General features: G+C 58.4%; 20 protein-coding genes and 1 pseudogene. 11 read left to right on the forward strand and 10 right to left on the reverse strand.

The annotated features are described in order from the left end of the window. Nucleotides 1-218 precede the first annotated feature (218 nt). Nucleotides 219-1,589 carry a PLP-dependent aminotransferase family protein gene (locus AB8B20_RS16025; RefSeq protein WP_439074680.1) on the forward strand — a complete coding sequence of 457 codons (1,371 nt, stop codon included), beginning with the start codon at nucleotides 219-221 and terminating at the stop codon, nucleotides 1,587-1,589. A gap of 124 nt (nucleotides 1,590-1,713) precedes the next feature. Here the strand turns inward: AB8B20_RS16025 and AB8B20_RS16030 are convergent, their stop codons facing one another. From AB8B20_RS16030 to AB8B20_RS16050, 5 genes are all read right to left on the reverse strand, one after another. Continuing rightward, the gene (locus AB8B20_RS16030) at nucleotides 1,714-1,983 is read right to left on the reverse strand and encodes a hypothetical protein (protein ID WP_439074679.1); all 270 of its coding nucleotides are present in this window, start codon (nucleotides 1,981-1,983) and stop codon (nucleotides 1,714-1,716) included. Between the two features lie 952 nt (nucleotides 1,984-2,935). Next, on the reverse strand, nucleotides 2,936-3,838 hold the full coding sequence (locus AB8B20_RS16035) for a polysaccharide deacetylase family protein (protein WP_439074678.1): 903 nt from the start codon (nucleotides 3,836-3,838) through the stop codon (nucleotides 2,936-2,938). A gap of 39 nt (nucleotides 3,839-3,877) precedes the next feature. Further along, nucleotides 3,878-5,377, reverse strand: coding sequence for a tripartite tricarboxylate transporter permease (locus tag AB8B20_RS16040; RefSeq protein WP_439074677.1), 1,500 nt, complete (start codon nucleotides 5,375-5,377; stop codon nucleotides 3,878-3,880). Continuing rightward, on the reverse strand, nucleotides 5,368-5,850 hold the full coding sequence (locus AB8B20_RS16045) for a tripartite tricarboxylate transporter TctB family protein (protein ID WP_439074676.1): 483 nt from the start codon (nucleotides 5,848-5,850) through the stop codon (nucleotides 5,368-5,370). Before AB8B20_RS16045 ends, AB8B20_RS16040 begins: the two co-directional genes overlap by 10 nt. Nucleotides 5,851-5,868: 18 nt before the next feature. Further along, nucleotides 5,869-6,858: a Bug family tripartite tricarboxylate transporter substrate binding protein gene (locus tag AB8B20_RS16050; protein WP_439074675.1), complete on the reverse strand. Its 990-nt coding sequence runs from the start codon at nucleotides 6,856-6,858 to the stop codon at nucleotides 5,869-5,871. 131 nt (nucleotides 6,859-6,989) lie between these two features. Between AB8B20_RS16050 and AB8B20_RS16055 the strand changes: the two genes are divergently transcribed. The 10 genes from AB8B20_RS16055 to AB8B20_RS16100 all read left to right on the forward strand — a co-directional run bounded on the left by AB8B20_RS16055 (nucleotide 6,990) and on the right by AB8B20_RS16100 (nucleotide 15,417). Further along, the gene (locus tag AB8B20_RS16055) at nucleotides 6,990-7,676 is read left to right on the forward strand and encodes an isochorismatase family protein (RefSeq protein ID WP_439074674.1); all 687 of its coding nucleotides are present in this window, start codon (nucleotides 6,990-6,992) and stop codon (nucleotides 7,674-7,676) included. 1 nt (nucleotide 7,677) lies between these two features. Beyond that, a complete protein-coding gene (locus AB8B20_RS16060) occupies nucleotides 7,678-8,445 on the forward strand; it encodes a maleate cis-trans isomerase family protein (protein ID WP_439074673.1) in 768 nt (255 codons plus the stop codon). A 137-nt stretch (nucleotides 8,446-8,582) separates the two neighbouring features. After that, a complete protein-coding gene (locus tag AB8B20_RS16065) occupies nucleotides 8,583-9,128 on the forward strand; it encodes a MarR family winged helix-turn-helix transcriptional regulator (protein WP_439074672.1) in 546 nt (181 codons plus the stop codon). Nucleotides 9,129-9,213: 85 nt separating this feature from the next. After that, nucleotides 9,214-10,692: a 4-hydroxyphenylacetate 3-hydroxylase family protein gene (locus tag AB8B20_RS16070; protein ID WP_439074671.1), complete on the forward strand. Its 1,479-nt coding sequence runs from the start codon at nucleotides 9,214-9,216 to the stop codon at nucleotides 10,690-10,692. Nucleotides 10,693-10,697: 5 nt separating this feature from the next. Further along, nucleotides 10,698-11,210: a flavin reductase family protein gene (locus AB8B20_RS16075; RefSeq protein WP_439075043.1), complete on the forward strand. Its 513-nt coding sequence runs from the start codon at nucleotides 10,698-10,700 to the stop codon at nucleotides 11,208-11,210. 214 nt (nucleotides 11,211-11,424) lie between these two features. Continuing rightward, complete coding sequence (locus AB8B20_RS16080) at nucleotides 11,425-11,694, forward strand: hypothetical protein (RefSeq protein WP_439074670.1); 270 nt, start codon at nucleotides 11,425-11,427, stop codon at nucleotides 11,692-11,694. 203 nt (nucleotides 11,695-11,897) lie between these two features. Next, a complete protein-coding gene (locus tag AB8B20_RS16085; protein ID WP_439074669.1) occupies nucleotides 11,898-13,577 on the forward strand; it encodes a methyl-accepting chemotaxis protein in 1,680 nt (559 codons plus the stop codon). A gap of 183 nt (nucleotides 13,578-13,760) precedes the next feature. Beyond that, a complete protein-coding gene (locus tag AB8B20_RS16090; RefSeq protein ID WP_439074668.1) occupies nucleotides 13,761-14,690 on the forward strand; it encodes a Bug family tripartite tricarboxylate transporter substrate binding protein in 930 nt (309 codons plus the stop codon). A 28-nt stretch (nucleotides 14,691-14,718) separates the two neighbouring features. After that, nucleotides 14,719-15,027, forward strand: a complete 309-nt coding sequence (locus tag AB8B20_RS16095; RefSeq protein WP_439074667.1) for a DUF1330 domain-containing protein — start codon at nucleotides 14,719-14,721, stop codon at nucleotides 15,025-15,027. A 96-nt stretch (nucleotides 15,028-15,123) separates the two neighbouring features. After that, a complete protein-coding gene (locus AB8B20_RS16100) occupies nucleotides 15,124-15,417 on the forward strand; it encodes a helix-turn-helix domain-containing protein (protein ID WP_439075041.1) in 294 nt (97 codons plus the stop codon). A gap of 851 nt (nucleotides 15,418-16,268) precedes the next feature. Here the strand turns inward: AB8B20_RS16100 and AB8B20_RS16105 are convergent. From AB8B20_RS16105 to AB8B20_RS16125, 5 genes and pseudogenes are all read right to left on the reverse strand, one after another. Further along, entirely contained in the window at nucleotides 16,269-16,730 is a 462-nt protein-coding gene (locus AB8B20_RS16105) for a cupin domain-containing protein (RefSeq protein WP_439074666.1), read from the reverse strand. A 171-nt stretch (nucleotides 16,731-16,901) separates the two neighbouring features. Next, on the reverse strand, nucleotides 16,902-18,269 hold the full coding sequence (locus tag AB8B20_RS16110; RefSeq protein WP_439074665.1) for an FAD-dependent oxidoreductase: 1,368 nt from the start codon (nucleotides 18,267-18,269) through the stop codon (nucleotides 16,902-16,904). A 1-nt stretch (nucleotide 18,270) separates the two neighbouring features. Next, nucleotides 18,271-19,227, reverse strand: coding sequence for a Bug family tripartite tricarboxylate transporter substrate binding protein (locus AB8B20_RS16115; RefSeq protein WP_439074664.1), 957 nt, complete (start codon nucleotides 19,225-19,227; stop codon nucleotides 18,271-18,273). A gap of 28 nt (nucleotides 19,228-19,255) precedes the next feature. Beyond that, nucleotides 19,256-20,959, reverse strand: coding sequence for a thiamine pyrophosphate-binding protein (locus AB8B20_RS16120; protein WP_439074663.1), 1,704 nt, complete (start codon nucleotides 20,957-20,959; stop codon nucleotides 19,256-19,258). A gap of 331 nt (nucleotides 20,960-21,290) precedes the next feature. Beyond that, a pseudogene (locus AB8B20_RS16125) lies at nucleotides 21,291-21,512 on the reverse strand (IS21 family transposase); the annotation flags it as partial. Nucleotides 21,513-22,395 lie beyond the last annotated feature (883 nt).

Consider the following 22,395-nt stretch of genomic DNA (forward strand, 5'->3'; position numbering starts at 1 on the left):
GGACGATTATGTGTTATTGATATGATGCAATTGAATTGATCTGTTCGCGAAATTCGATATTGCACCCCAATCATTCGATATAAATGTCACGCGTGACGCCAATTTGTCCCATAACGCAAGCCCCAAACACAAGATGGCACTAAATTCGTTGCATCAATTTCTAGATTGTACTATTCGCTATCTTCATTGTCGCTGGGAAGGTGGCGTGGAAAGCCGTGATGACCGACTGGGTACCTGACTTGCCTATCGACGGCCCCCGTTATCTCGCTTTCGTACAGGCCTTGGATGCAGATATCGCTTCCGGCCGCGTTAAGCCGGGCATGCGGCTCTTGCCGCAACGTGACATGGCTCAGCGGCTCGGTATTAGCGTTGGCACCATATCGAAGGCTTATGCCGAAGCCGAAGGGCGCGGGCTGATCTCCGGTGAGGTAGGGCGCGGCACCTTCGTGCAGCTCCGCCGATCGGAACGACGCCATGCGCTGGGAGCCTCGGAAACTACGATCAATTTGGCGCTCAACGTTCCGCCTTACACGGGCGAGGACGATGCCATTGCCGCCACAATCTCCGATATCCTGCTGACCGGCGAGATCGGCGGCCTCCTGGGATATCTGCCGCATCAGGGGTTGCGCCGCCACCGCGACGCGATGGTGACCTGGCTAACGTCGCTCGGCGTTCCTGCCGAAGCCGACCAGATATTCATCACCCACGGCGGACAGCACGCGCTGTCGATCGCGGTCGGCATGGTCGCGGCGCCGGGTGACACGATCTTGACCGAGAGCTTTACGTACTCGGGGATGCTGGCGCTATCGGTGCAAAACAACTATCACCTGCACGGTGTCGCCACCGACGCCGAAGGCCTGGTTCCGGAAAGCCTTGACCGCGCCTTCACCGATACCGGTGCGCGCGTGCTGTATTGCATGCCGACGCTACAAACCCCAACGGGCGCAGTGATGCCGCTGACGCGGCGTAAGGCGATCGCCGACATCGTCCGCAGGCACAATGCCTATCTCGTCGAAGACGACGCCTACGCCTATCTGCTAACGCCACCGCTGCCGCCGGTGTCCATCCTGATCCCCGAACGAAGCTTCTATGTGCTCAGCTTCGCCAAATGCCTCGCTCCAGGCCTGCGCATTGCCGCGATGATCGCACCGGATTCATTCCGGGACCGTTCGATCAATGCGGTGCGCGCCACCGGCTGGATGGCCGTGCCCTTGATGGCTGAAGTTGTCGCGCGTCTGATCGTCTCGGGTGATCTGGCGCGACAGGCGCGCATGAAGCGTGAAAAGGCCGCGGTGCGCGACGCCATCGTCCGTCGCGTTTTGAAGGAATGGCTTCCGCATTCGACGAATGCTCCGGGTTTTCACATCTGGCTGCCACTGCCTGCGGGCCGCACGCTCAATGCCTTGGTCACGCAAGCCGCACAGGCCGGCATCACCCTTGCGCCGCCGGGCGCGCTGCAACGTCTGCAGACCGAAAAGCTTGGTATCAGGCTTTGTCTAGGTGCGCCGGCTACGGAAGAAGACCTCGAGCGCGCGCTAGTAGAGATACGAAGTATTCTGGAAATGGCGGAAGCTATTTCGTTCGTATGAAGCGTCGTCTTACGCATCGCTAAAGTAGCAATCAAACGGACGTGGTCGGAATGTACTACAATGTGCGTTTGTAACGGTCGCATTAGCGTTGCGCATGAGGCTTTTTAGTTCGAGTCTAACGACTTTAACTAAGACTAGCAGTATCGTAAGCTTCCAAGCTTACCGGCAGATTGGCAAGGTAGTCGATCAGCCGCTGGCGCGAATCGCTGCGGCTTCCCTGCAAGCGTGTCACGAGCATCGAAAACCCCGTTGGCAGCAACGCCGCCAGCTCGGGCTCGACCACTGGATTCGCTTGGGGAACTGCCACGCCCAGCACGGCCCCATTGCCATACTCGCGTCCGCCGGGCGCGCCGACAAGATTGACGGAGGACACTACGTCATCCACACTGCTCATGACATTCCCTTGTTTCGAGGCGAGGGAACTTTCTTGTATGCGACGCTATCAGGTCAAATAACTTCGGTTGATGGGGGGTATCACCCCGCGGTTCGCTCCGCTCAAACTGTGCAGCTCGCGAGAGCATCTGCACTTTCCGTCAGAGCGAGCAACTACGTGAAGGAGGTCACCCCGACCTTCTCAATGTGGACCGGGCTTTTTCCGGGAGTGTGCGGCGGTAGCGTCCTTTTCACTCGTGTTGGTTCGCGTGCCGCGAAAGAAGGCGCCCGAACGCGGACAGTGATAGTGGCGCCGGCATGCAATGACGGCGGGACCCGCGAGCGAGTGCCTCCGGCGAGCGACACAGGCACGGACTTCCGCTCCAGCCAGCCGGCGGCCTCGCACTCGACCTATGGATCGTTCCGGCGTAGCTATTGCTCTGCCGAGGACGTGGGGAAGGTCAGCCCGTTTCGATCCCTGTGCGTTTCAGCACGTGCTGTGAGCTTGGACAACCTCGCCTCGCCGGACCCCATCATGGAGCGCACCAATTTGGCCGACTCCGAACAGAAGCGCGGACCAGGGCACAGAACCTACTCGACCTCATTGATTCCATGGCGCTCGCACAGGATCCGAAGGGACGCCTGGATCTATTGCAGACGGCGTGCCTGTCCTCGATGAAACGGATCGGAAACTCTCCGCGAACCTGCGCGAATCGTTTAGGGGGGACCTATTGAAGCAAGTTCGCCAATTGATACATCATTGTCTTGGGCGAGGCGCATCTGCGCGGGGATTCTGAAACCCTATGTCGACTATTACAGTAACGTCAGAACGCATCGATCCTTGAACAGGGATGCGCTGGTTCCTCGCCCGATTTAGCGAATTGGTGTGATCAGTTCACGCGCCATCTTGGGCTGACTTCATCACCACTGCGCCCGTGTTTAAGCTTTCGGTGCATACAGGTATCGCGTCCCTCTCATGGTTCTATCAATACACCTTTCGGAAGCGTCAGTGTGTACTTTGCAATTTCGCCCGCAGTCGTTAGCCAAATATCGTCCCGCTGTTTGGCAATGTGCTCCAACGCGTGGCGCAATCTCCGCGCACGATGGGGCTGCCCCATCACAAACGTATGAAGGGCGACGCTATAGACCAGCGGATACTTTCTTGAATCCTCGAGCTGCTGGTCGAATGCATCAATCAGCAGAGAGGCAAACTCTTCATCGCTGACCTTGCGATTGAAGATCGCCGGCAGATCATTCAGTTCCATCGAAGGATAGGGCACGCTTAGGATTGGCCCGTTGTCCGTGCGGAATAATTGGGGCTGTTCGTCGAAGAACCAATCCAGCATGTACCTGAAGCCGTTTTCGACCAAAAGCTCTGGTGTCTTAGCACTCTGTGAAATGAAAGGGCCGAGCCAGCCCCTCGGCGCCGAACCTTCCTCGTGCTCGAATCTCGCACAGACCTCGCGAAGCATTTCTCGCTCCTGATCTTCCGTCATGTCTACCTGACGCTCGGAGTTCGTGCGACCGTGACCGACGAACTCGTCACCTCGATTGCGGAACGCAGCGACGAGCTCGGGATACGCGTCATACACCGCGGCATTGGTGAGTACAGAGAGCGGAATGTTCAGCTCGTCGAACATATCCAGCAAGCGCCACGCGCCAACACGGTTACCGTAGTCACGGTAGGCATAACCGCGGTGGAACGGCGCAGTCGGCATGGTTGTAAAATCCGGTCCAGGATTTCGGCCGAACTCGAATGCCTCGATATTGATCGCGAAATACACCGCAAGCCGCTTGCCGTTTGGCCAATCATAAACCGGGCGTTTCGGGATCGGAACGAAAGGATAGCGGTCCATTTTTGTATCAAACTTCGTCATTGGTTTCTCTGCTACATTGTTTGAATCGAACAGCGGAACTCATTCGGCGAAAGCCGCCTCTCGCTTTGCACGTAAAGTCGGGAGCAGGAGTGAAAGGATAAGCATCACCGTCGCAGCGAGCAGAGCGATACTGATCTTGCTGTGAATCAGAATCGACGGATCGCCGCCGGAAAGCAGGAGGGATCGCCGCAAGTTCTCCTCGAGCAACGGCGCAAGAATGAACCCCAGCAGCAACGGCGCGGGCTCGCAATCCAATTTGCGCAACGTGTACCCAACGAGTGTAAACCCCGCCATCAACAAGACATCGAACGTCTGGAGATTAACGCTGAACACACCGACGCAACACACCAGAAGAATGGCCGGGAACAGACGCCTGTAAGGGACTAGCACGAGCCGGGCCCAGAGGCCGACCAACGGTAGGTTGATTACCAGCAGCATGAGATTGCCGATCCACATGCTCGCGACAATCGTCCAGAACAGCAGCGACTGCTCCTCAATAACCTTCGGACCTGGAATGATACCCTTCACGGTCATCAACCCGAGCATCAGCGCCATCACGGAATTAGCGGGAATGCCCAATGTCAGTAAGGGAATGAAAGACATTTGCGCGCCCGCATTGTTCGCGGCCTCCGGCCCTGCGACCCCAGCGATAGCTCCGTGGCCAAATTTGCCTGGATCCTTGGCTACGCGTTTCTCGAGCGCGTAGCTCGCAAACGAGGCGAGGATTGCGCCGCCGCCCGGTAGAATTCCCAAGATCGATCCAATTCCCGTACCGCGCAGCATGGCCGGCCACGACTCGCGCAAGTCATCACGGCTGGGAAATATTCTGTTCAAGTTAGCGGTAATAAGGTTGCGCACTTCCGGCTTTTCGAGCGCGAGAATGACCTCGGAAATGCCGAATACTCCCATCGCAATGATCGTGAAGTCGATGCCATCGGCAAGTTGAAGGAAGCCGAACGTAAACCGCTGGGCATCGGAGCTAACATCGGTCCCGACCAAGCCCAGGAAGAGGCCCAGAAAAATTGCGGCGATCGATTTCAGTATAGAGCCGTTAGCCAGCACGACTGCAGCGACCAGCCCGAGCACCATAAGAGCGAAATATTCCGGAGCGCCGAACTTTTGCGCGAGTGCCGCAAGCGGTGGACTGAGTAAGGCGATGAAAACTGTCGCAATCGTGCCTGCAAAAAACGAACCGATCGCGGATATTGCGAGCGCAGTACCAGCCCGACCCTGCCGGGCCATCTGATGACCGTCCAGCGCTGTGACGACCGACGACGCTTCACCTGGGAGGTTGATGAGGATGGATGTCGTCGATCCGCCGTACTGGGCGCCGTAGTAGATACCAGCAAGCATGATTAGCGCCGCATCGGCCTGCAACTGGTAGGTAATCGGCAATAGGATCGCTAGCGTAGCCGTCGGACCAAGCCCGGGTAAAACCCCGATGAGCGTCCCGATCAAAACCCCGACAAAGCAGTAAAGCAGATTGTAAGCCGACAGCGCCGCCACAAACCCGCTCAGAAGGTTCTGACCTAGCTCCACAGCAGCACCGAAAGACTTGGCAGCAGATCGATGCGAACGCCAATACCGTAAACAAAGACCAACGTAACAATAGCGATCAATATGCTTGCCAGGACAAGCGTCTCCGTAACGCGCTGCCCTTTAATCGCTTGTCCGCCGCATGCGAGCAGCGCGAAGCTTGCAACAATCAACCCGGCCGGCTTTATGAGCAAGCCGAACAGCACGATCCCCATTAGAACGCTAAGCAGCGGCCGCAGATGCCAGGGATTGGAGTCAGCGTCGGATCCTTTCGCTTGCAGGATCGCAAAGACGACACCTCGCGCGCCGATGATCGCGCCAAAGATCGCCGTTCCACTTCCAAGAAGAAGCGGTATATACCCGGGCCCCATGTGTCCTGCAGTTCCAATCTTGTAACCGAAACTGAGCTTGATCGCGACGAAGCCGAGCGTTGCGAACATCGCACCCGCCAGCAAATCCTTATTGAGAGCTGTCATCTTTATACGCCAATATAATCAGTTGCTTTCGGGTTTGAGGCCGGCCTCTCTGACGATCTTGCCGATCGCATCGTAGTCCGCTTTCACAAAGGAAGAGAACTCTTCCGGCGTGAACGCGCCCGAAGTAGCACCGCTTTCGAGAATGCGTTTTTTGTACTCAGGCAGTTCCACCATCTTGCGAATCTCGGCGTTGATCTTCGAGATGATCGGCTTCGGCGTCTTGGCTGGCGCAAACAGCCCAAACCAGGACCGCATTTCGTAACCCGGAACCCCTTGCTCAGAGATAGGCACGACATCAGGGATCAAATCCTGACGGGCAGTAGTCGTGACGCCGAGGGGCCGCACAGTGCCGGCCCTTATCTGACTGACCACAGAAATCGTATTGGCGAACATGGATTGAACTTCGCCAGTGACCACCGCGTTGGCCGCCAGCGCAGAGCCTCGGTAGGGAATGCTCAGCAACTTTACGCCTGCCTTCTCCTGGAAAAGCTCTCCAGCGATGCTCATCGACGTTCCTGAGCCGGCATGGCTGAACGTCACTTTTCCCGGATTGGCCTTTGAATAGGCAACGAACTCTGGAACGGTCTTCACCGGAAGGCCGGGATTAACCACCAGAACATTGCCTAGTATCGCAACCATAGCGATCGGTTCGAAGTCCGTGAGCGTATTGAACTTCATGCTGCCGAACAGGTGGGGGTTCGTGGCATGCGTAGCCTGACCACCCATCAGCAGCGTGTAGCCGTCCGGCTCTGCTTTCGCTGCCAGTTGTGAGCCGAGCACCCCCTGCCCGCCAGAGCTATTTTCAATAATGAATTGTTGTCCGAAGGCCTTTGTCAGATGCTCAGCAGCCATCCGACTGTAGAGATCATAAACCCCGCCCGGCGGAAACGGCACGATGATCCGCACGAGCTTTGTCGGATAGTCCGCGCCGAATGCGCGCGATGGAAGTATTGCAACAGCGATCAGTGCGGCGAGCCGGGCGAGCCTTAACCATCTCGAATTCAGCATTGTCTGCCTCTCAGTGAATGGCTATTCGCCGCGTCGGTTTTCATTCGGATGGCGCGGCTTGACCCAAACGCTAGTTCAATATATTTACTTTTGCAAACTAAAAATATAAATCGATAGCGCAAGGAACAATCATGAGACCGTGGGATCCGTTTATCTCCACTGAAGAACAACGCGCTTACGAAGCCGCTGGCTTCGGCAGGCCCGGCGGGCTCGGAAGGCGTCCAGCTCTCCTGATCATTGACGTCCAGTATCGGACCACCGGAACGACACCACTGCCCTTCTGGCAAGCTGTTGAAGAGTTTCCAACTTCATGCGGCGACGTCGCCTGGCAATCCCTTCGCCATATCAAGGAACTTCTGACCCTGTTCCGCAGCAAGAGATGGCCCGTCATCTACCCCCACGTCGCGCCAAAAACACGGAACGACGGCGGCAGGCTGGCCAGCAAGGTGCCCGCAATCATGTCGATTCCATCGCGCGGATATGAGTTTGTGGAGGAGATCGCACCTCTTGAGAACGACATCCTGATTCCGAAGAAGCATCCGAGCGCATTTTTTGGAACGACCCTCGTCAGCCATCTCGTCGATCTCAATGTCGATACACTGGTCATGACCGGATGCACCACATCGGGCTGCGTCAGAGGCAGCGTCGTCGACGCCTTTTCTTACAATTTTCACGTCGCCATTCCCGAAGAGTGCGTCTACGACCGCAGCCCCGCGGCACATGCAGTGAACCTTTTCGATATGTCGCAAAAATACGCCGACGTATCACCGAGCGCGGTGCTTCGTTCACAGCTTGCTGACCTTCAGCCTGGAGCCTGACATGCCGGATGATCTCGAATACGGGGCCGCCGGTATCATCGGCATTGCACCGCCACAATCGAACCCGATCGTCGAGCCAGAGATGGCAACACTCCTGCCCGCCGACGTGACAATGCTCACAACGCGCCTCCGCGGAAATATGCTGGATTCCCGAAAACGATTCGGCGAGTACCTCATCAACCTAAAGGACAGTCTCGATGGCTACGGAGCGATCAAGCTGGGCGCCTTCGGCTTTGCGTGCACCGCGACGACCTATCTGCTGGGCGAACGAGAGGCAAGCCGAGAGCTCGATAAGCTTTCCCTGCATTTTGGATATCGTATCATTTCATCAGCTCAGGCAATCCGCACAGCTCTCAGTGAACTGGGCGTGGCTCGCATTGCCCTGTTTGGACCTTATCCGGGCTGGCTTCAGGAAGAGTCGCAAAGGTTTTGGTTCGAGTCCGGCTTCGAGCTGGTCGCCAAGGCCGGCGTGGATCTCGGCAGCGATGATACGCTGGGCATCTACCGGTTGCGAACCAGTTCCATCGTCGAGGCGGTCAGCCGCATGGATTGGAGTTCGGCCGACGCCATCGTGCTGACCGGCACCGGCGCACCCACGCTGAGGGCGATTCCCGAGATCGCACGCCTGTCGGGCAAGCCCGTATTCTCGTCCAATCTCTGTCTCGCTTGGGCTCTTCTCCGCGAGATAGGCCATAAATCAGCGCTGCCTGTTTGGGCGGACCAAAGCATGTTAATCAAAGGCTGGGCAGACCGACTGGATCGCAGATGATTCGGACGGCCATGCCCTGAAGCGGAGGGGATGGCGTGCCAAGAAAAGCGAAGCAGACCAAGCTGACATCTCGAAAACGCTCAACAGTCGTGTCGAAGAAAACTACACTCCCTCCGACTGTCTCTTGCACATCCCTCATGCTTGATGGTTCGGATGCTCTCGTCCGCCGTATTACTCATTTGCACTATGTTCTATCCGGCATGCTGGAAAGCATCCGTGGCGGATTTGCATCGTTAATCGGCGTCTCATCGTTTCAGTACGTCTTGATGCAGGCTCTTGGGCGGCTTCAAACCGACACCGACTGGACGGTGCGCTCGGTCGCTCGGGAAATGCATATGACTGACGCCTATGTCAGCACTGAAATTAGCGACCTCGAGCAGCAAGGTTTTCTGGAAAAGGTCACGAACCCAAACGACAGGCGCATGAGCTTTCTCTCGTTGACAGCAAAGGGGCGTGAGTCGCTCGCGGCAATAGCGCCGATTCAGACCATCGTGAACGATACCCTTTACGGACATCTCGACGGGAAAAGCGCGACCGCTTATCTGGATGAGCTGGATATGTTGGTTGCTCAAGCCGAGAAGGCAAGCGCGGTGCTCGACCAAATCACAGCAGCACAACGGCTGGCAGTCCTTGGAAACGTCCCCCGCCACCGGCGCCGCCGGCGCCCCCCCCTACGCGCATAAGCCGCCAAATCACTTGACTACCGTAGCCTTGACACTAGACGCCATGCCATTTAATTAGTTTGCATAAATAACTAAATGGTGACGCATGCTTCGATCCGGCAAAGACTACCTTCGTTCGCTTCAGGACGGCCGTAAAATCTATCTCGGCAGTAAGCTCGTTGACGATGTCACGGAGCATCCTGGTTTTCGCAACTCCGCAAGGAGTTTTGCCCACCTCTTCGATCTCAAACGCGATGCCGCGCATACCAACGCGCTCTCGTTCGAAGCCGACGGCGATAGACACAGTTTCTATTACTTGCAGCCGCGCAGCGGTGCAGATCTGCAGTTTCGTATGAAAGGTCACAAGCTTTGGGCCGACGCAAGCTACGGACTTTTCGGCCGCTCCCCAGATCACGTTGCCTCCTTCATCACGGGAATGACCTGCCGCCCGGAGGTGTTCGATGTACCTGAGCATGGCTTTAAAACCCGGCTGCTCGATTACTATCACTATATCCGCAGCAACGATCTCTACGTCAGTTACGCGACCCACCCACCGCAAGGCGCCCGAAACTATTCGACAGACGCCAAAGCGCACTTCTTCAAGTCACCGGCCTTGCATGTCGAGGCGATGGATGATGATGGCATTACCCTCCACGGTATGAAAACGCTCGCGACGGGCGGCGCGTTCTGCGACGAGGTCTGGATCGGAAATCTGACACCCCTTGCGCCCGATCGGATCAAAGAGGCTGTCACCTGCACTGTCCCCGTCAATTCACCCGGACTTTCGCTCTGGTCGCGCCGGTCAATGGAAGACGCCGCGCCCAACGAGTTTGACTATCCGCTCTCGTCGCGATTCGACGAAAGCGATTGCATGCTGGTGTGCGAGCACGTGCGCGTTCCGTGGTCACGCGTTTTCACCATTGGCAATGTCGATCTGAGCCGCTCGATCTATATCGAGACCGGTGGTCACTATTTTGGCAATCATCAGTCGAACGTGCGCTTCTGGTCAAAGTTGCAGCTTATCGTCGGCTTGGCGAACAAAATCGCCAAATCCGCAAGCGTACGAGGTATCCCCGCCGTTCAGGAAACGCTGGGCAAGCTTGCAGCGATGGAAGCCACGATTGCCGGCCTCGTGCACGGACAGGTTTCCGATCATCAGCCCCTGGGCAACGGCTACGTTGTAGTTAACCAGCGCTACATGTACGCAGCTTTGAGCTGGTGTCAGGATAACTACGGCCTGATCTGCGCGACCGTCCGCGAGCTAATGGGTGGAGCAATCTTTCAGATGCCGGCTGACATTTCCATTATTGAAAGCGGAAAACTCAACGATATTTTCGAAACCTACTGGGCAACCGACAGCGAAACAGCGCTCGACCGTATGAAGCTCTACAAACTCGCCTGGGATCTGCTCGCATCCGAATTCGGTGCGCGCCATGTGCAATACGAGAACTTCTATGCCGGCCCCCCCTTCCTTGTGCGTGCTCATAGCATGAGGATGGCGCCGTGGGATCGCTTCGACGCCATCGTCGATCGGCTCATGGCGAGCTACGGACCACAATCTCACACACGTACGGCAGCGGAGTAAGGGTGATGCCCGCGGACAGCATATCGCGCGTCCCGTTCGACACAGCGGCTTTTCGGCGGGCACTCGGCTGCTTCCCGACCGGCGTCGCCGTTATTACTGCGCAGCCCTCGGGACAGTTACCGGTCGGGTTAACCATCAATTCATTCGCATCCGTCTCGCTCGATCCTCCGCTCGTGCTTTGGAGCCTGCGGCGCGATGCTCCGAGCAAGGACGCGATCCTTCGGTCCGGTCATTTCGTCGTCAACGTGTTGGACGAGACCCAGCTCGGTCTGGCGCAGCAGTTTGCGCGACCTGCGATCGACAAGTTCGACGGCGTCGAGATTTCAACGAACCGCTGGGGCGCGCCATATATTGAAAACTGTATTGCCAGGTTCGAGTGCAAGGTGATGAACTGCGTGGACAGTGGAGATCACGTGATCTTTCTCGGAGAGGTCGAACACTTCCACCACGAAACTGGAGCGCCGCTGGTATTTTGCCACGGGATGTTTGCGTCCGTGGCCGACACCAAGCCAAAGTAGGTCAGGGGCACGGCGCCCCGGTCGCCGTTCACGACGTCTTCGGATCGCACCAGAAGCGCCGATCCTCTCGCGCGCATCGCAGCTGGTTCAAACAAGGCCGGCACTTAGACTTCCAGAACCGGATCACGAAGGGCCGCAGCTTGCGCGTGAACCACTTCAAGATCGGGTCCCGGCTTGACCGACCGGTTCGGCCTACGCCATCGTCCGTCGCGTTTTGAAGGAATGGCTTCCGCATTCGACGAATGCTCCGGGTTTTCACATCTGGCTGCCACTGCCTGCGGGCCGCACGCTCAATGCCTTGGTCACGCAAGCCGCACAGGCCGGCATCACCCTTGCGCCGCCGGGCGCGCTGCAACGTCTGCAGACCGAAAAGCTTGGTATCAGGCTTTGTCTAGGTGCGCCGGCTACGGAAGAAGACCTCGAGCGCGCGCTAGTAGAGATACGAAGTATTCTGGAAATGGCGGAAGCTATTTCGTTCGTATGAAGCGTCGTCTTACGCATCGCTAAAGTAGCAATCAAACGGACGTGGTCGGAATGTACTACAATGTGCGTTTGTAACAGTCGCATTAGCGTTGCGCATGAGGCTTTTTAGTTCGAGTCTAACGCGACTTTAACTAAAGTTCGGGAAGATGTTTCTGTCAATTTTGGGCCGAATCGATCGGCGACAAATTAGTCAGGACCCCCGACATGCTTGCCCGATATTCTATTCGCACCAAGATCACGGTCGTCGTTACCTTCTTGCTTCTGACGATGTTCGCGATGGGGGGGCTCGGTATCAAGCAGATGAGCGACATCAACAAATCGACGATTGAGATAGCCGATCACTGGCTGCCCAGCGTGCGTTTGCTCGGCGAAATTCGCGCCGCTTCGATCACCTATCGCTCCATCGTGCGCTCGCATGTACTGGCGACCAACGAAGCTGGCAAGCAGACGCAGGAAGCGCTTCTGGTCAAGTGGCTCGATATTGTGGCTGCCGCGCGCCAGCGTTACGAGCCTCGGATCAGCACCGCTGAAGAGCGCGCTCTCTTCGCCGCATCGACGGCGGCCTGGCTGGAATACCTTGACGACGTCAAGCAGTTGCTGGTGCTCTCGCGCAAGAACGCGGACAATGAAGCGCGTGCGCTGCAAGCCAAAGCTTCAGTGGCCAGCGTGAAGTCCGACGAATTCCTGCAGCAGGACATCGATCTTAATAACAGAGGCGCTGACGGCGCAGCGGCCCATGCGGCGAGCAGCTACGGCGCTGCGATGAAGATTGTCATCTTGTCGCTTGCGATAGCAGTGATCGTCGGCATCGGCGCGGCGATCCTTATGGTGCGCGACGTCTCAGCCGGTATTCGCGGCATCGTGACGCCGATGCAGGCGCTGAGCGCCGGCGACCTCACCGCAGTCGTCCCACATCAGGGCGAAGCTACCGAGATCGGCGGGATGGCCGACAGCCTGCAAGTGTTCAAGCAGGCGCTGATCGCCAAAAAGGCTGCCGACGAGGCCGCATCGGTAGATGCCGAGGAGAAGATCCGGCGCAGTGAGCGCGTCGATGCCATCACCCGGGCATTCGAGAACCTGATCGGTGAGATCGTCGAGACTGTATCTTCGGCTTCGATCGAGTTGGAAGCATCAGCCTCGACACTCACCAGCACCGCCGAGCGATCCGAGCAACTGACCGTCGCGGTCTCCAAAGCATCGGATGAGGCTTCCACCAATGTGCAGTCGGTAGCCTCTGCGACCGAAGAGATGTCGGCTTCGGTCAACGAGATCAGCCGCCAAGTGCAGGATTCCGCCGATATTGCGAGTCAGGCGGTCGGCCAGGCGCGGGCCACCAATGATCGCATCGGCGAGCTTGCCAAGGCGGCCGCGCGGATCGGCGACGTCGTCGAACTGATCAACACCATCGCCGACCAAACCAATTTGCTGGCGCTCAATGCGACCATCGAGGCAGCGCGGGCCGGCGACGCGGGCCGCGGCTTTGCCGTAGTTGCTTCTGAGGTGAAGCTGCTGGCCGAGCAGACCGCCAAGGCGACCGGCGAGATCAGCCTGCAGATTTCGGGCATCCAAACGGCGACCCAGCAATCCGTCGACGCCATTCGCGAGATAGGCAACACGATCGGGCGCATGTCGGAGATCGCCTCCACCATTGCCTCGGCAGTGGAACAACAGGGTGCCGCCACCCGGGAAATCTCGCGAAATGTGCAGCAGGCGGCGCATGGCACGCAGCAGGTATCGTCCAATATTACCGACGTGCAGTGCGGCGCTTCGGAAACCGGATCGGCCTCCTCCCAAGTGCTGTCGGCAGCGCGGTCGCTGTCGTCGGAAAGCAGCCGGCTGAAACTCGAGGTCCGCAACTTCCTGACGTCGGTACGGGCCACCTAGCCCGCGCCGATGCTGCTAGGCCGCTCCATGACTATCCGGGATCGCGCATCGAAGCGATCCCGGCGGCGATCGCAAAAAGTCAAAGGTTGAGATCATGACGCTCGTCCGCCTGGCGCTGATCGCTGTACTTGGCCTCGGCCTATCGCCGGCGCGCGGCGCCGACTGCCGAGCCGGCCGCTCACCTTGATCAACCCGTTCGCCCCTGGCGACCCCAACGACGTCGTCGCCCGCTTGCTGGCGCAGCGCATTCTTGGGCGACCGGTCATCGTCGAGAACGTTGGCGGGGCCGGTGGCATGAACGGGGCGAGCCGTGTCGCCAAAGCAGACCCGGACGGCTACACCTTCTTGCAGGGCACCGTGGGCACTCAGGCACAAAACCAAACTCTGTACAAGAAGCCGGCCTACAATTCAGTGACCGACTTTGCGCCCGTCGGCATGGTGATTGAGGCGCCGCTGGTGCTGGTGGCGCGCAATGACCTGCCGACTAAAGACCTGAAGCAATTCGTCGCCTGCGCCAAGGCTAACAAGGACAAAATGCAATACGGCTCGGCCGGAACCGGCTCGGCGATTCATCTCGGCTGCGCGCTGACCAACATGGGAACGGGGATCGACGTGCTGCACGTCCCATACAAGGGCGCCAACCCTGCCATGCAGGACCTGATGAGCGGCCGCATCGACTATCTCTGCGACATCACCACTACCGCAAAGGCTCAGACCGACGCCAACACGGTGGAGCCGATCGACGTGCTGTCGAAGCAGCGTTCCCCCCCTACTACCGGAGGTGCCGACGGCCATCGAGAGCGGCTACGATATCGATGCCTATACCTGCAACGCATTCTTTCTGCCGAAGGGCACGCCCGACAACATCGTCAACAAGCTCAATCAGGCGACCACCGAAGCCCTCGCGGCGCCAAATATTTCCGAGATGCTCGAGGCCGCGGGCCTGGTCACTGCCCTGGGAAAGCAAGCAGCGCCGGCCTGTCTCGGCCAATTCCTGAAGAGCGAAATCGCCAAATGGGAGATGCCCATCAAGGTCAGCGGCGCCATCATCGAATAGGTGACGTTGTCCCGCAACGCTCCGGATCGTCCGCATTACGCGCGATGACGGCTTAACCCACTGCCCGAACCGATGGGACACCCTATGCCGGCCTATGTGGTGAACGAGATCAAGATCATCGACGTCAAGCGTTATCGAATATATGCCGAAAGCATGCCTGCCACGCTGACGCCGTTTGGCGGCGTTTTTCTCGCCAGGGGCCGACCGGAAGCGATGGCCGGCGAGATACCGAGTGAGCGGATCGTGATCTTGCAATTCCCTGATATTGAGCACGCGCGGAGATGGCGGAACTCGGACGCCTATCAGGCACTTCTGCTGATTCGAGATGAATCGTCGACATCACGCGTCTACGTGATCGGCACGGATGACATCGGCCGTTTCGTCACAAGTTAGTTGCTAGATCGAGAAGGGCTCTGCTGAAGAATGAAGAGCTATTGCTACGCCAAATTCCTTAGATGAGCTCATTGAAGACGCGCTGTCGCAGCTGCGCTGGATGAGGTAGCTAGGCGAGCGAAGGTGGGAATATGCACTCTGTATCGCCGCTTTCCGACGCGGGAGGGGCTTCTAGCTGCCGCCAGCAATCAGCGACGCGATGCGCCAGTTTCGTGGAGAGCTTGCGATAAACACCAGCGTCTAACGAAGCCTAGCTTCTTCGCTTGGGACTGTAATCCAGCACGGAACGCCTGGCTGTACTGCTATCACCGCGGAAGGGCAGCGCCTGCTCGGCTTGGTCAACAAGCCGGTATTACCCGTGAAACGACAGCGCACCGGCGGTGCGCATAGATCATTTGTTGGACCTGCTCCTCTACGGCATGCACGTGCGTCCAGCTTGGCGTGGATCGAAGCGCTCGACGGAACTAACCCCGCCAAAGCGAGGTGTTGGGCTTGGAGGTCAGTCAGTTTAGCCGAGCGATGGGCAGATTTTTTCGGCAACTTCATCACTATCAAGCATCTGCTGCGGTTACCCCCAGCGGAATTGCACCCAGTGCCATCCGCACCCGCCTGGGTTTCTGTGGCGCTTCAGTTCTTTGGCGAGGTTGATCATCGCCTCTGGCAGCGCGCCGAAGCCGATCACGTGCCTTCATCTGCGCCAATTGCGATACCTGCGGCGGTAGGTCGAACGCCTTGTACTGGAGGTCGACCGAGCCCTTCAGCGGAATCTTCTGTTCGGCGAACAGCGCCGGCAACACGGCGGTACGACCGACTTCGACACCGCGTCATCGGTCGCATAGGCGATCGCGGCCGCGGGTTCGGCAGCTTCTTCGCAATGATCGCCTTCAGCACGTTGCCGATTACCAAACCTTCGTCGACCGTCTTGCGGCTAGAGTCCGCAGAAGCGATGTGCTGGGAGCCGGCTACTAGACGTTTCGCGGCATGGCGAGGCTATTGCAGCATTGATGCAGCGCCCCCCGCCTCCTAGGAGCATCGCGGCGATCCACGACCATGGCAACCACTACGACCAGTACACGCCTTCACGTTGGATGAGCAGGACTTCAGGGGCCCACGCGCGGGTTTTCGCGAAAACGGCTTCGCTTTGTCGACAGTCAAATAGCCGGTATTGAGTGATGCGCGGGTCAACGTCATCCGGGGGCGCGAGAGAGCGCCCCCGGATGAGACTTACGCAGCATTTCTGCTTACGGCAGCATCTTGGTGTCGTCAGGTGCCTGCGGCGGGGTCTTAATGGCGATGGATTTGAACGGGCGGCCGTCCGGCTTGGTCCCCGCATGGGCGGTGCCCTTCGGGATGATCACAAGATCGCCAGGCTTGACCTGTACTTCCTTGTCGCCGAGCCAGATCGTGCCGGTGCCTTCGAGCACATATTGGATCTCGTTGGTGTTGGGATGCATGTGCTTCGGCACATTGCCATCCTGAATCGAGACCGTCGCGCCATCGGCGGTCATGAAGACTTTGGAGCGGTAGCCGGTTTGCGATGCCGGGCCGAGCGCATCGCCCACCATCTCCGGCACGTGGATTACCTGCGCCGTGATGTTTTCGGCAGCCCACGCATGCGTGATGGCCTCCGGCAGCAGATGCATGGTGGCGGCGCCAGCGATGAAAGCGGCCGAGACCGATACGGCGACAGTAATGCGATTCATGAACGTTTTCCTGATGAGCGATGCCTGTTGGCGCGCGGAGACCCGAAGCTCTGCCGGTCGAGGACGGGCGAAGACCGGTCGAGCGAACAGTAAATGTCGATTTGCTTGACGCGGTTCAATGCGACGATGCTGCCATGTGCCGTACCTCTCGTTGCTCCAGTGCTTCATGGATCATCCCGAGTACTTCTCCATCGCATTGAGACCAGCGATCCGCCCGAATACGAGCGCGCGCATCGTCGCCACTGCGTTTGGTGCCGTGCTATGGAAATGGCCGGTGATCTCGCCTGCCGCGTATAGACCGGGGATTGGGCCCTGCTCGCTAAGCACACGTGCCTCGACATCGGTGGCCAAGCCGCCGAACGTATAGACAATCGCCCCCACAAGCGGAAAAGCCAGGAACGGCGGAGTGTTGAGCGAGCGCGCCCAATTTGATTTCGGCGGCGCGAGGTTCGTAGAGCTGGAAAGACCATCGACGCGGCCCGCTTTGAACCGCGAGTGGTCACCTGTGCATGCGGCGTTGTACTTGGAAATCGTGTCCTCCAAAGCCTGCGGAGGAATCCCTGCGAGCAACGCCAGGCCAGAGATGGTATCCGACTTCAGAGGTGGTATCTCAGAGCGAATTGCCCCCTCGTAGCCCTCAACATCGAAGAGACGGGAGTCGAGGATTATCCAAGCCGCGCGGCCCGGCGTGTCGAAATGGATAGCGCGCGACAGTTGTTCCCAAGTATCCGGTACGAGGCCGCTACCTTCGTCGAAAAAGCGGCGGCCATTTCCATCGACAATGATTCCGTAGGGGTACACAAGTACGAGGGCGGCAGCCCGTTGGCTGCGCGGATCCACAGGCTCAATGTGCATGCCATTCCAATCTCCCGCGGCAAGCGCCCCCGCCTCGAGTGCCATGCGTATTCCCTCGCCCTCGTTGGCGGCAGACCCTGGCGAGATCGGGCGCAGAGACTCTCCACCCGGGCCGAAATGCTCGCGCAGCATTTCTGGATTTCCTTGAAAGCCGCCGCTTGCGAGAACGACCGCACGCGCGGGAAAGCGCCGGCCATCGGAGGCCTCTACCCCCGCAACTGCTTGATGAGAGTCGAACAGCAATCGACTGACGCGGCACTCATAGTGAAATTCGACACCCATTGCTTTTGCGGATTGCGCCAGCCCCTCCACAATGGCCGCACCTTTCCCGACTGGCTGAATGCGCGTCGGCCAAGCGCTCAGGAAGTAGTCCATCGTTTGAAACTTCACGCCGTGGCGTTCCACCCAGGTGAGAGTGGCTGGCGCGTCAGCAGCGAGCCTGCGGAAATAGGCTCGGTCGCCGCGCCCGCCGCTGACCGCCATCATATCGTCTTCGAATCCCGGCAACATCTCGCTTACGGACTTCATCCGCATGTTAGATGGGCTCCACCGGGTGTTCCCGCCACTTACGCCTTCCGACGCGCGCTCGAGAACAGCGATTCTTGCGTTCGGAGCACTCTCTGCTGCCGCAACCGCGGCCGCGAGGCCGGCGGCTCCATGACCAATGATAACGAGATCGTACATGTTAGTTCACCGATATGTTCGCAGCCTTGACAAGGGAAGCGTTCGACGTCGCCTCCCCGCGCAAGTACTCATCAAATTTCTCAGGCTCGATTATTTGAAAGTCCTGGCCCAGCGAAGCCCACAGCGTTTTGATGTCGGGCGTGTTGAGTGCCTTTACAATCTCTCCATGTAATCGATCGACGATGTCGCGTGGTGTGCCTCGGCGCACGCCGATACCAACCCAGAATTCGTACGCAGAGTTTGGCACTCCAGCTTCCTCAGTCGTCGGCACATTTGGTAAAGCGGATGAGCGTTGCGCCGAGCCGGCGGCGAGTGCAACAAGTTTACCTTCCTTCACGAAAGGCAACACGGTGCTCACTGGACAGAAACAGTAATCAACGCTGCCACCGATCAGGTCTGTGAGCGCCTGAGCTGAGCCTTTATACGGCACTGCAACGGTGTCGATTCCGGCGGCCAGTTGGAAGCGAGCAGCGTTCAGGTGCGACGCGCTGCCCAAGCCCACAGTGGCATAGGAGAATTTGCCTGGACGCGCTTTGGCTGCAGCTATTAGCTCGCCCACCGACTCAATCTTTGCATCAGACCTCATCACTAACATATTAGGGATTTTCGCGATGATCGTGACACCGGCGAGGTCCGCCAACGGATCGAAAGAAAGGTTGGTCATCGTGGCGGGAATCACGGACCACGAGGACGATGCCACCGTTATCGTATAACCATCCGGATTGGCCCTCGCGACGGCTGCCAGCCCGATGCTGCCGCTTGCGCCCGGCCGATTATCCACCACGAACCGCTGGCCGAGTTGCTGCGACAGCTTTTCGGCGATCGCGCGCCCCGCGATATCTGCGGCACTACCTGCTGGTAGTGGCACGATAACCTGCACCACCTTGGTGGGCCACGCCTGCGCTGAAGCGTCAGCCACCGAGCACAATAATGCAACGAATGCGATGAGTATTCTCATGTGAAGCCACTCCCCGTTCTGATTTTTTTTAGCACAAACTCGTCTGCGCGATGGCTGCCGCGCGCGCCCCTTCACCAATCTCACTCAGCGTTCTGCTTGTCGTAATCGCCTCGGGATCGACACGCAGTTCGATTAGCGCGGCGCGCCCCGCGTTTCGCGCCCGCTCAAAGGCCGCCGCAAAATCCTCGGTCCGCTCGATCATCTCCCCATGCGCGCCGTAGGCGCGCGCAAGAGCGGCAAAATCGGGGTTCTCAAGAACGCTGCCGCTGACGCGACCCGGATAATGGCGCTCCTGGTGCATGCGTATCGATCCATACATGCCGTTGTTGACGACAAAGAAGATTGGTGCGGCGCGGTATTGGATCGCAGTCGCGATTTCCTGCCCGTTCATGAGGAAGCAACCGTCGCCCGAGAAGGAGAGCACCGTCCGGTCGGGATGGATTAGTGCTGCGGCGACTGCAGCTGGAACGCCGTAGCCCATTGATCCGCTGGAAGGCGCCAGCTGTGTTCCGCGCTGGAAGTACCGCCAGTAGCGATGCACCCAGCCTGCGTAATTGCCGGCGCCGTTGGTGACGATCGTGTCCGGAGGCAGTTGGCCTCGCAAAGCGGTGACGATTTCTGCGAGCTGAAGTGTGCCCGGGCAAACGACGGGCACGCCATAAGCCAAATATTCCTTGCGCATCGCAGCCGTGCGGCTCGCCCAAGCGTTTGAATCGACAGGCAGCATGTCTCGCAAGGCGGCGGAGATTTGCGGCATGCCCGCAACAATTGGCAGGTCAGGCTGATAAACGCGGCCTAGTTCCTCAGCACCCGCATGAACATGAACAAGCTTCTGTTTTGGCCTCGGCACTTCCAACAAATGATATCCGCCCGTCGTCATCTCCCCCAGCCGCGGGCCGATCACGAGGAGCAGGTCGGTCTCACGCAGACGCGCTGCCAGTGTCGGATTAGGCGCGATGCCAACGTCACCCGCGTAACCGGAATGGCGATTGTCGAAGCAGTCCTGACTACGGAAGGACGTCCCTACTGGGAGCCGGTGGGCCTCGGCGAAGATCTCAATGTCGGCAACCGCGTCATTGGTCCAGGTCGCGCCGCCGAGCAATACGAAGGGTTTTTTGGCGCTCGCGAGCATCTCGCGCAGCCGCACGAGATCAGCTGATGCCGGAGAGGCCTGGACGGCTTTATAAGGTTGCGCGTCGAGAACTTGCGCAGGCTCGCGTAGCATGTCTTCCGGCAGAGCCAAGACAACGGGGCCGGGGCGACCTGAGGTCGCCAAAGCGAAGGCATGTGCCACGAATTCGGGAATGCGCTTGGGATCGTCGATCTGGGCCACCCATTTAGTGAGCGGCCCATACATTTGACGGTAATCAATCTCCTGGAAAGCCTCGCGCTCGCTGTCGCCGCGAGGCACTTGGCCGATGAAAACGATCATCGGCGTAGAATCCTGAAACGCCGAGTGGACACCTATGCTTGCGTTGGTGGCGCCTGGCCCACGACTCACAAAGCAGATACCTGGCCGACCCGTCAGCTTGCCGTGGGCATCCGCCATATAGGCAGCCCCACCCTCGTGCCGGCAGATGACAAGGCGAAGTCTTTCTCTTTCATCGTGAAAGGCATCCAATACAGCTAGGTAGCTCTCGCCCGGGACGCAGAATGCCGTGTCGACACCATGGATCAAAAGCTGATCCACCAGTATCTGGCCACCGGTACGCGTGCCTAGCCGTCCGATCATGATCGACCTGCGAAGATACGTTGCTGCGGCATCACGACCATATACCCACGTTGATGGCCCTTTTAGCGTTCGCGACGTTATTACGGCCAAATTGGATTATGTCAAGTTTCAAATTGATGCATAACTTTCGGCTAAAAACTACGGCGATTGTGGGACAATCCAAGCATTGAGTCATTAATTGAATTAGTTGAATGGCAGTGGCGAGGGTGGCTGGCGTTAGGCGCTCAACGGGTGACCTACCAGAGAGCCGTGAGGTCACGCAGATAGAAAAAATGTGCCTAATCGGATGTTCTGACTTCGCACAACCGATCTCGGTGAGCAGACATTACAATCCGTCTAACCGGCCCGCATAGTGAACGAGCCTTGGCCGTTCGGCTTTGCCCCCTCCCCAGATCGTCTACTCAGTCAGTTCTGGATGACGGTGTGCTTTAGTAGGCGATGCACTCGTCCAGCAGCCAGGCGTTCATCTCGTCCAGTGTTTTGAACCGCAGCCGCGGTGTGAAGAAGCGCTCGCGGACAAGCGGACGTGGTTCTCGACCTGAACCCTCGGCCACTTGGGAATTGCGCGCTCGCATTCCCGTAGATTCTGGAAGGTAGTCGCGGCGCGGACGTTGGATTCGCGTCGTTCGGCTTCCTCTTTGAGCAGGACCTGTCCGATGTCGAGTGGGAGTTCGCCGTCGCCGACGAATTGTCGCCCTTGTGATCGCGTCATGTCCAAACCGCCTGTCGGCAAGTACGTCGCTTTCGGGATGGGGTTGGCTCAGGATCAATCGGGAGGCGCTTCACTCCATACACGCCACCCATCCACGATGAAAATCAGTCGACCTGGCTGCCGATTGACTCGACGTAGCTGCCCACCGGCGCACGCCCCGGGCATCCGATGCAGAACGTGCCGGCATGACCCGCCTAGTTGGTCGAGGCGCGACGTACGGATGCTTGTGAGAGTGAATCCGAAACCGTCTCGCCAGGAGCTAACACACCTTCCAATTTGAATTGGACGATATTTAAGACCGCCGCGTCGACGAATCGAGCTGCATCGCCGACCGCAGCGCCACCTAATATCTTCAACCGGGGACGTACCGTCGCGGAAGCCTCTCCACAGAATTCGATGACTGGACAATCATCGAACCGGATCCCCCCCCGGCTTTCGTGTGGCCCATCAAAGTCTTCATGTTGCGAAGAACATGCCATGCAGTGAGCACCAGGCCCGCATCGGCATCTATCAGCACTCCGGTGCCTAACTTTACTTCCTAATCCGATCCATTCTCGACCCTCCCCACGCTTGCCGAGCATTCCGATACGACCTGTTCGATTGCCTGGAGAGGGGGTTTCCATTTGCCCGGGGTTGGGTCCCAAAGGCGACAGCGCCGCAGAGCAGGGCAAACGAAGGCCGCGAGCCGTCGATCGCGATCAAAGCCTCCATTGCGCCGGCCTCA

It is taken from the genome of Tardiphaga sp. 866_E4_N1_4 (assembly GCF_052076075.1).
In the GTDB taxonomy this organism is placed as follows: Bacteria; Pseudomonadota; Alphaproteobacteria; order Rhizobiales; family Xanthobacteraceae; genus Tardiphaga; species Tardiphaga robiniae.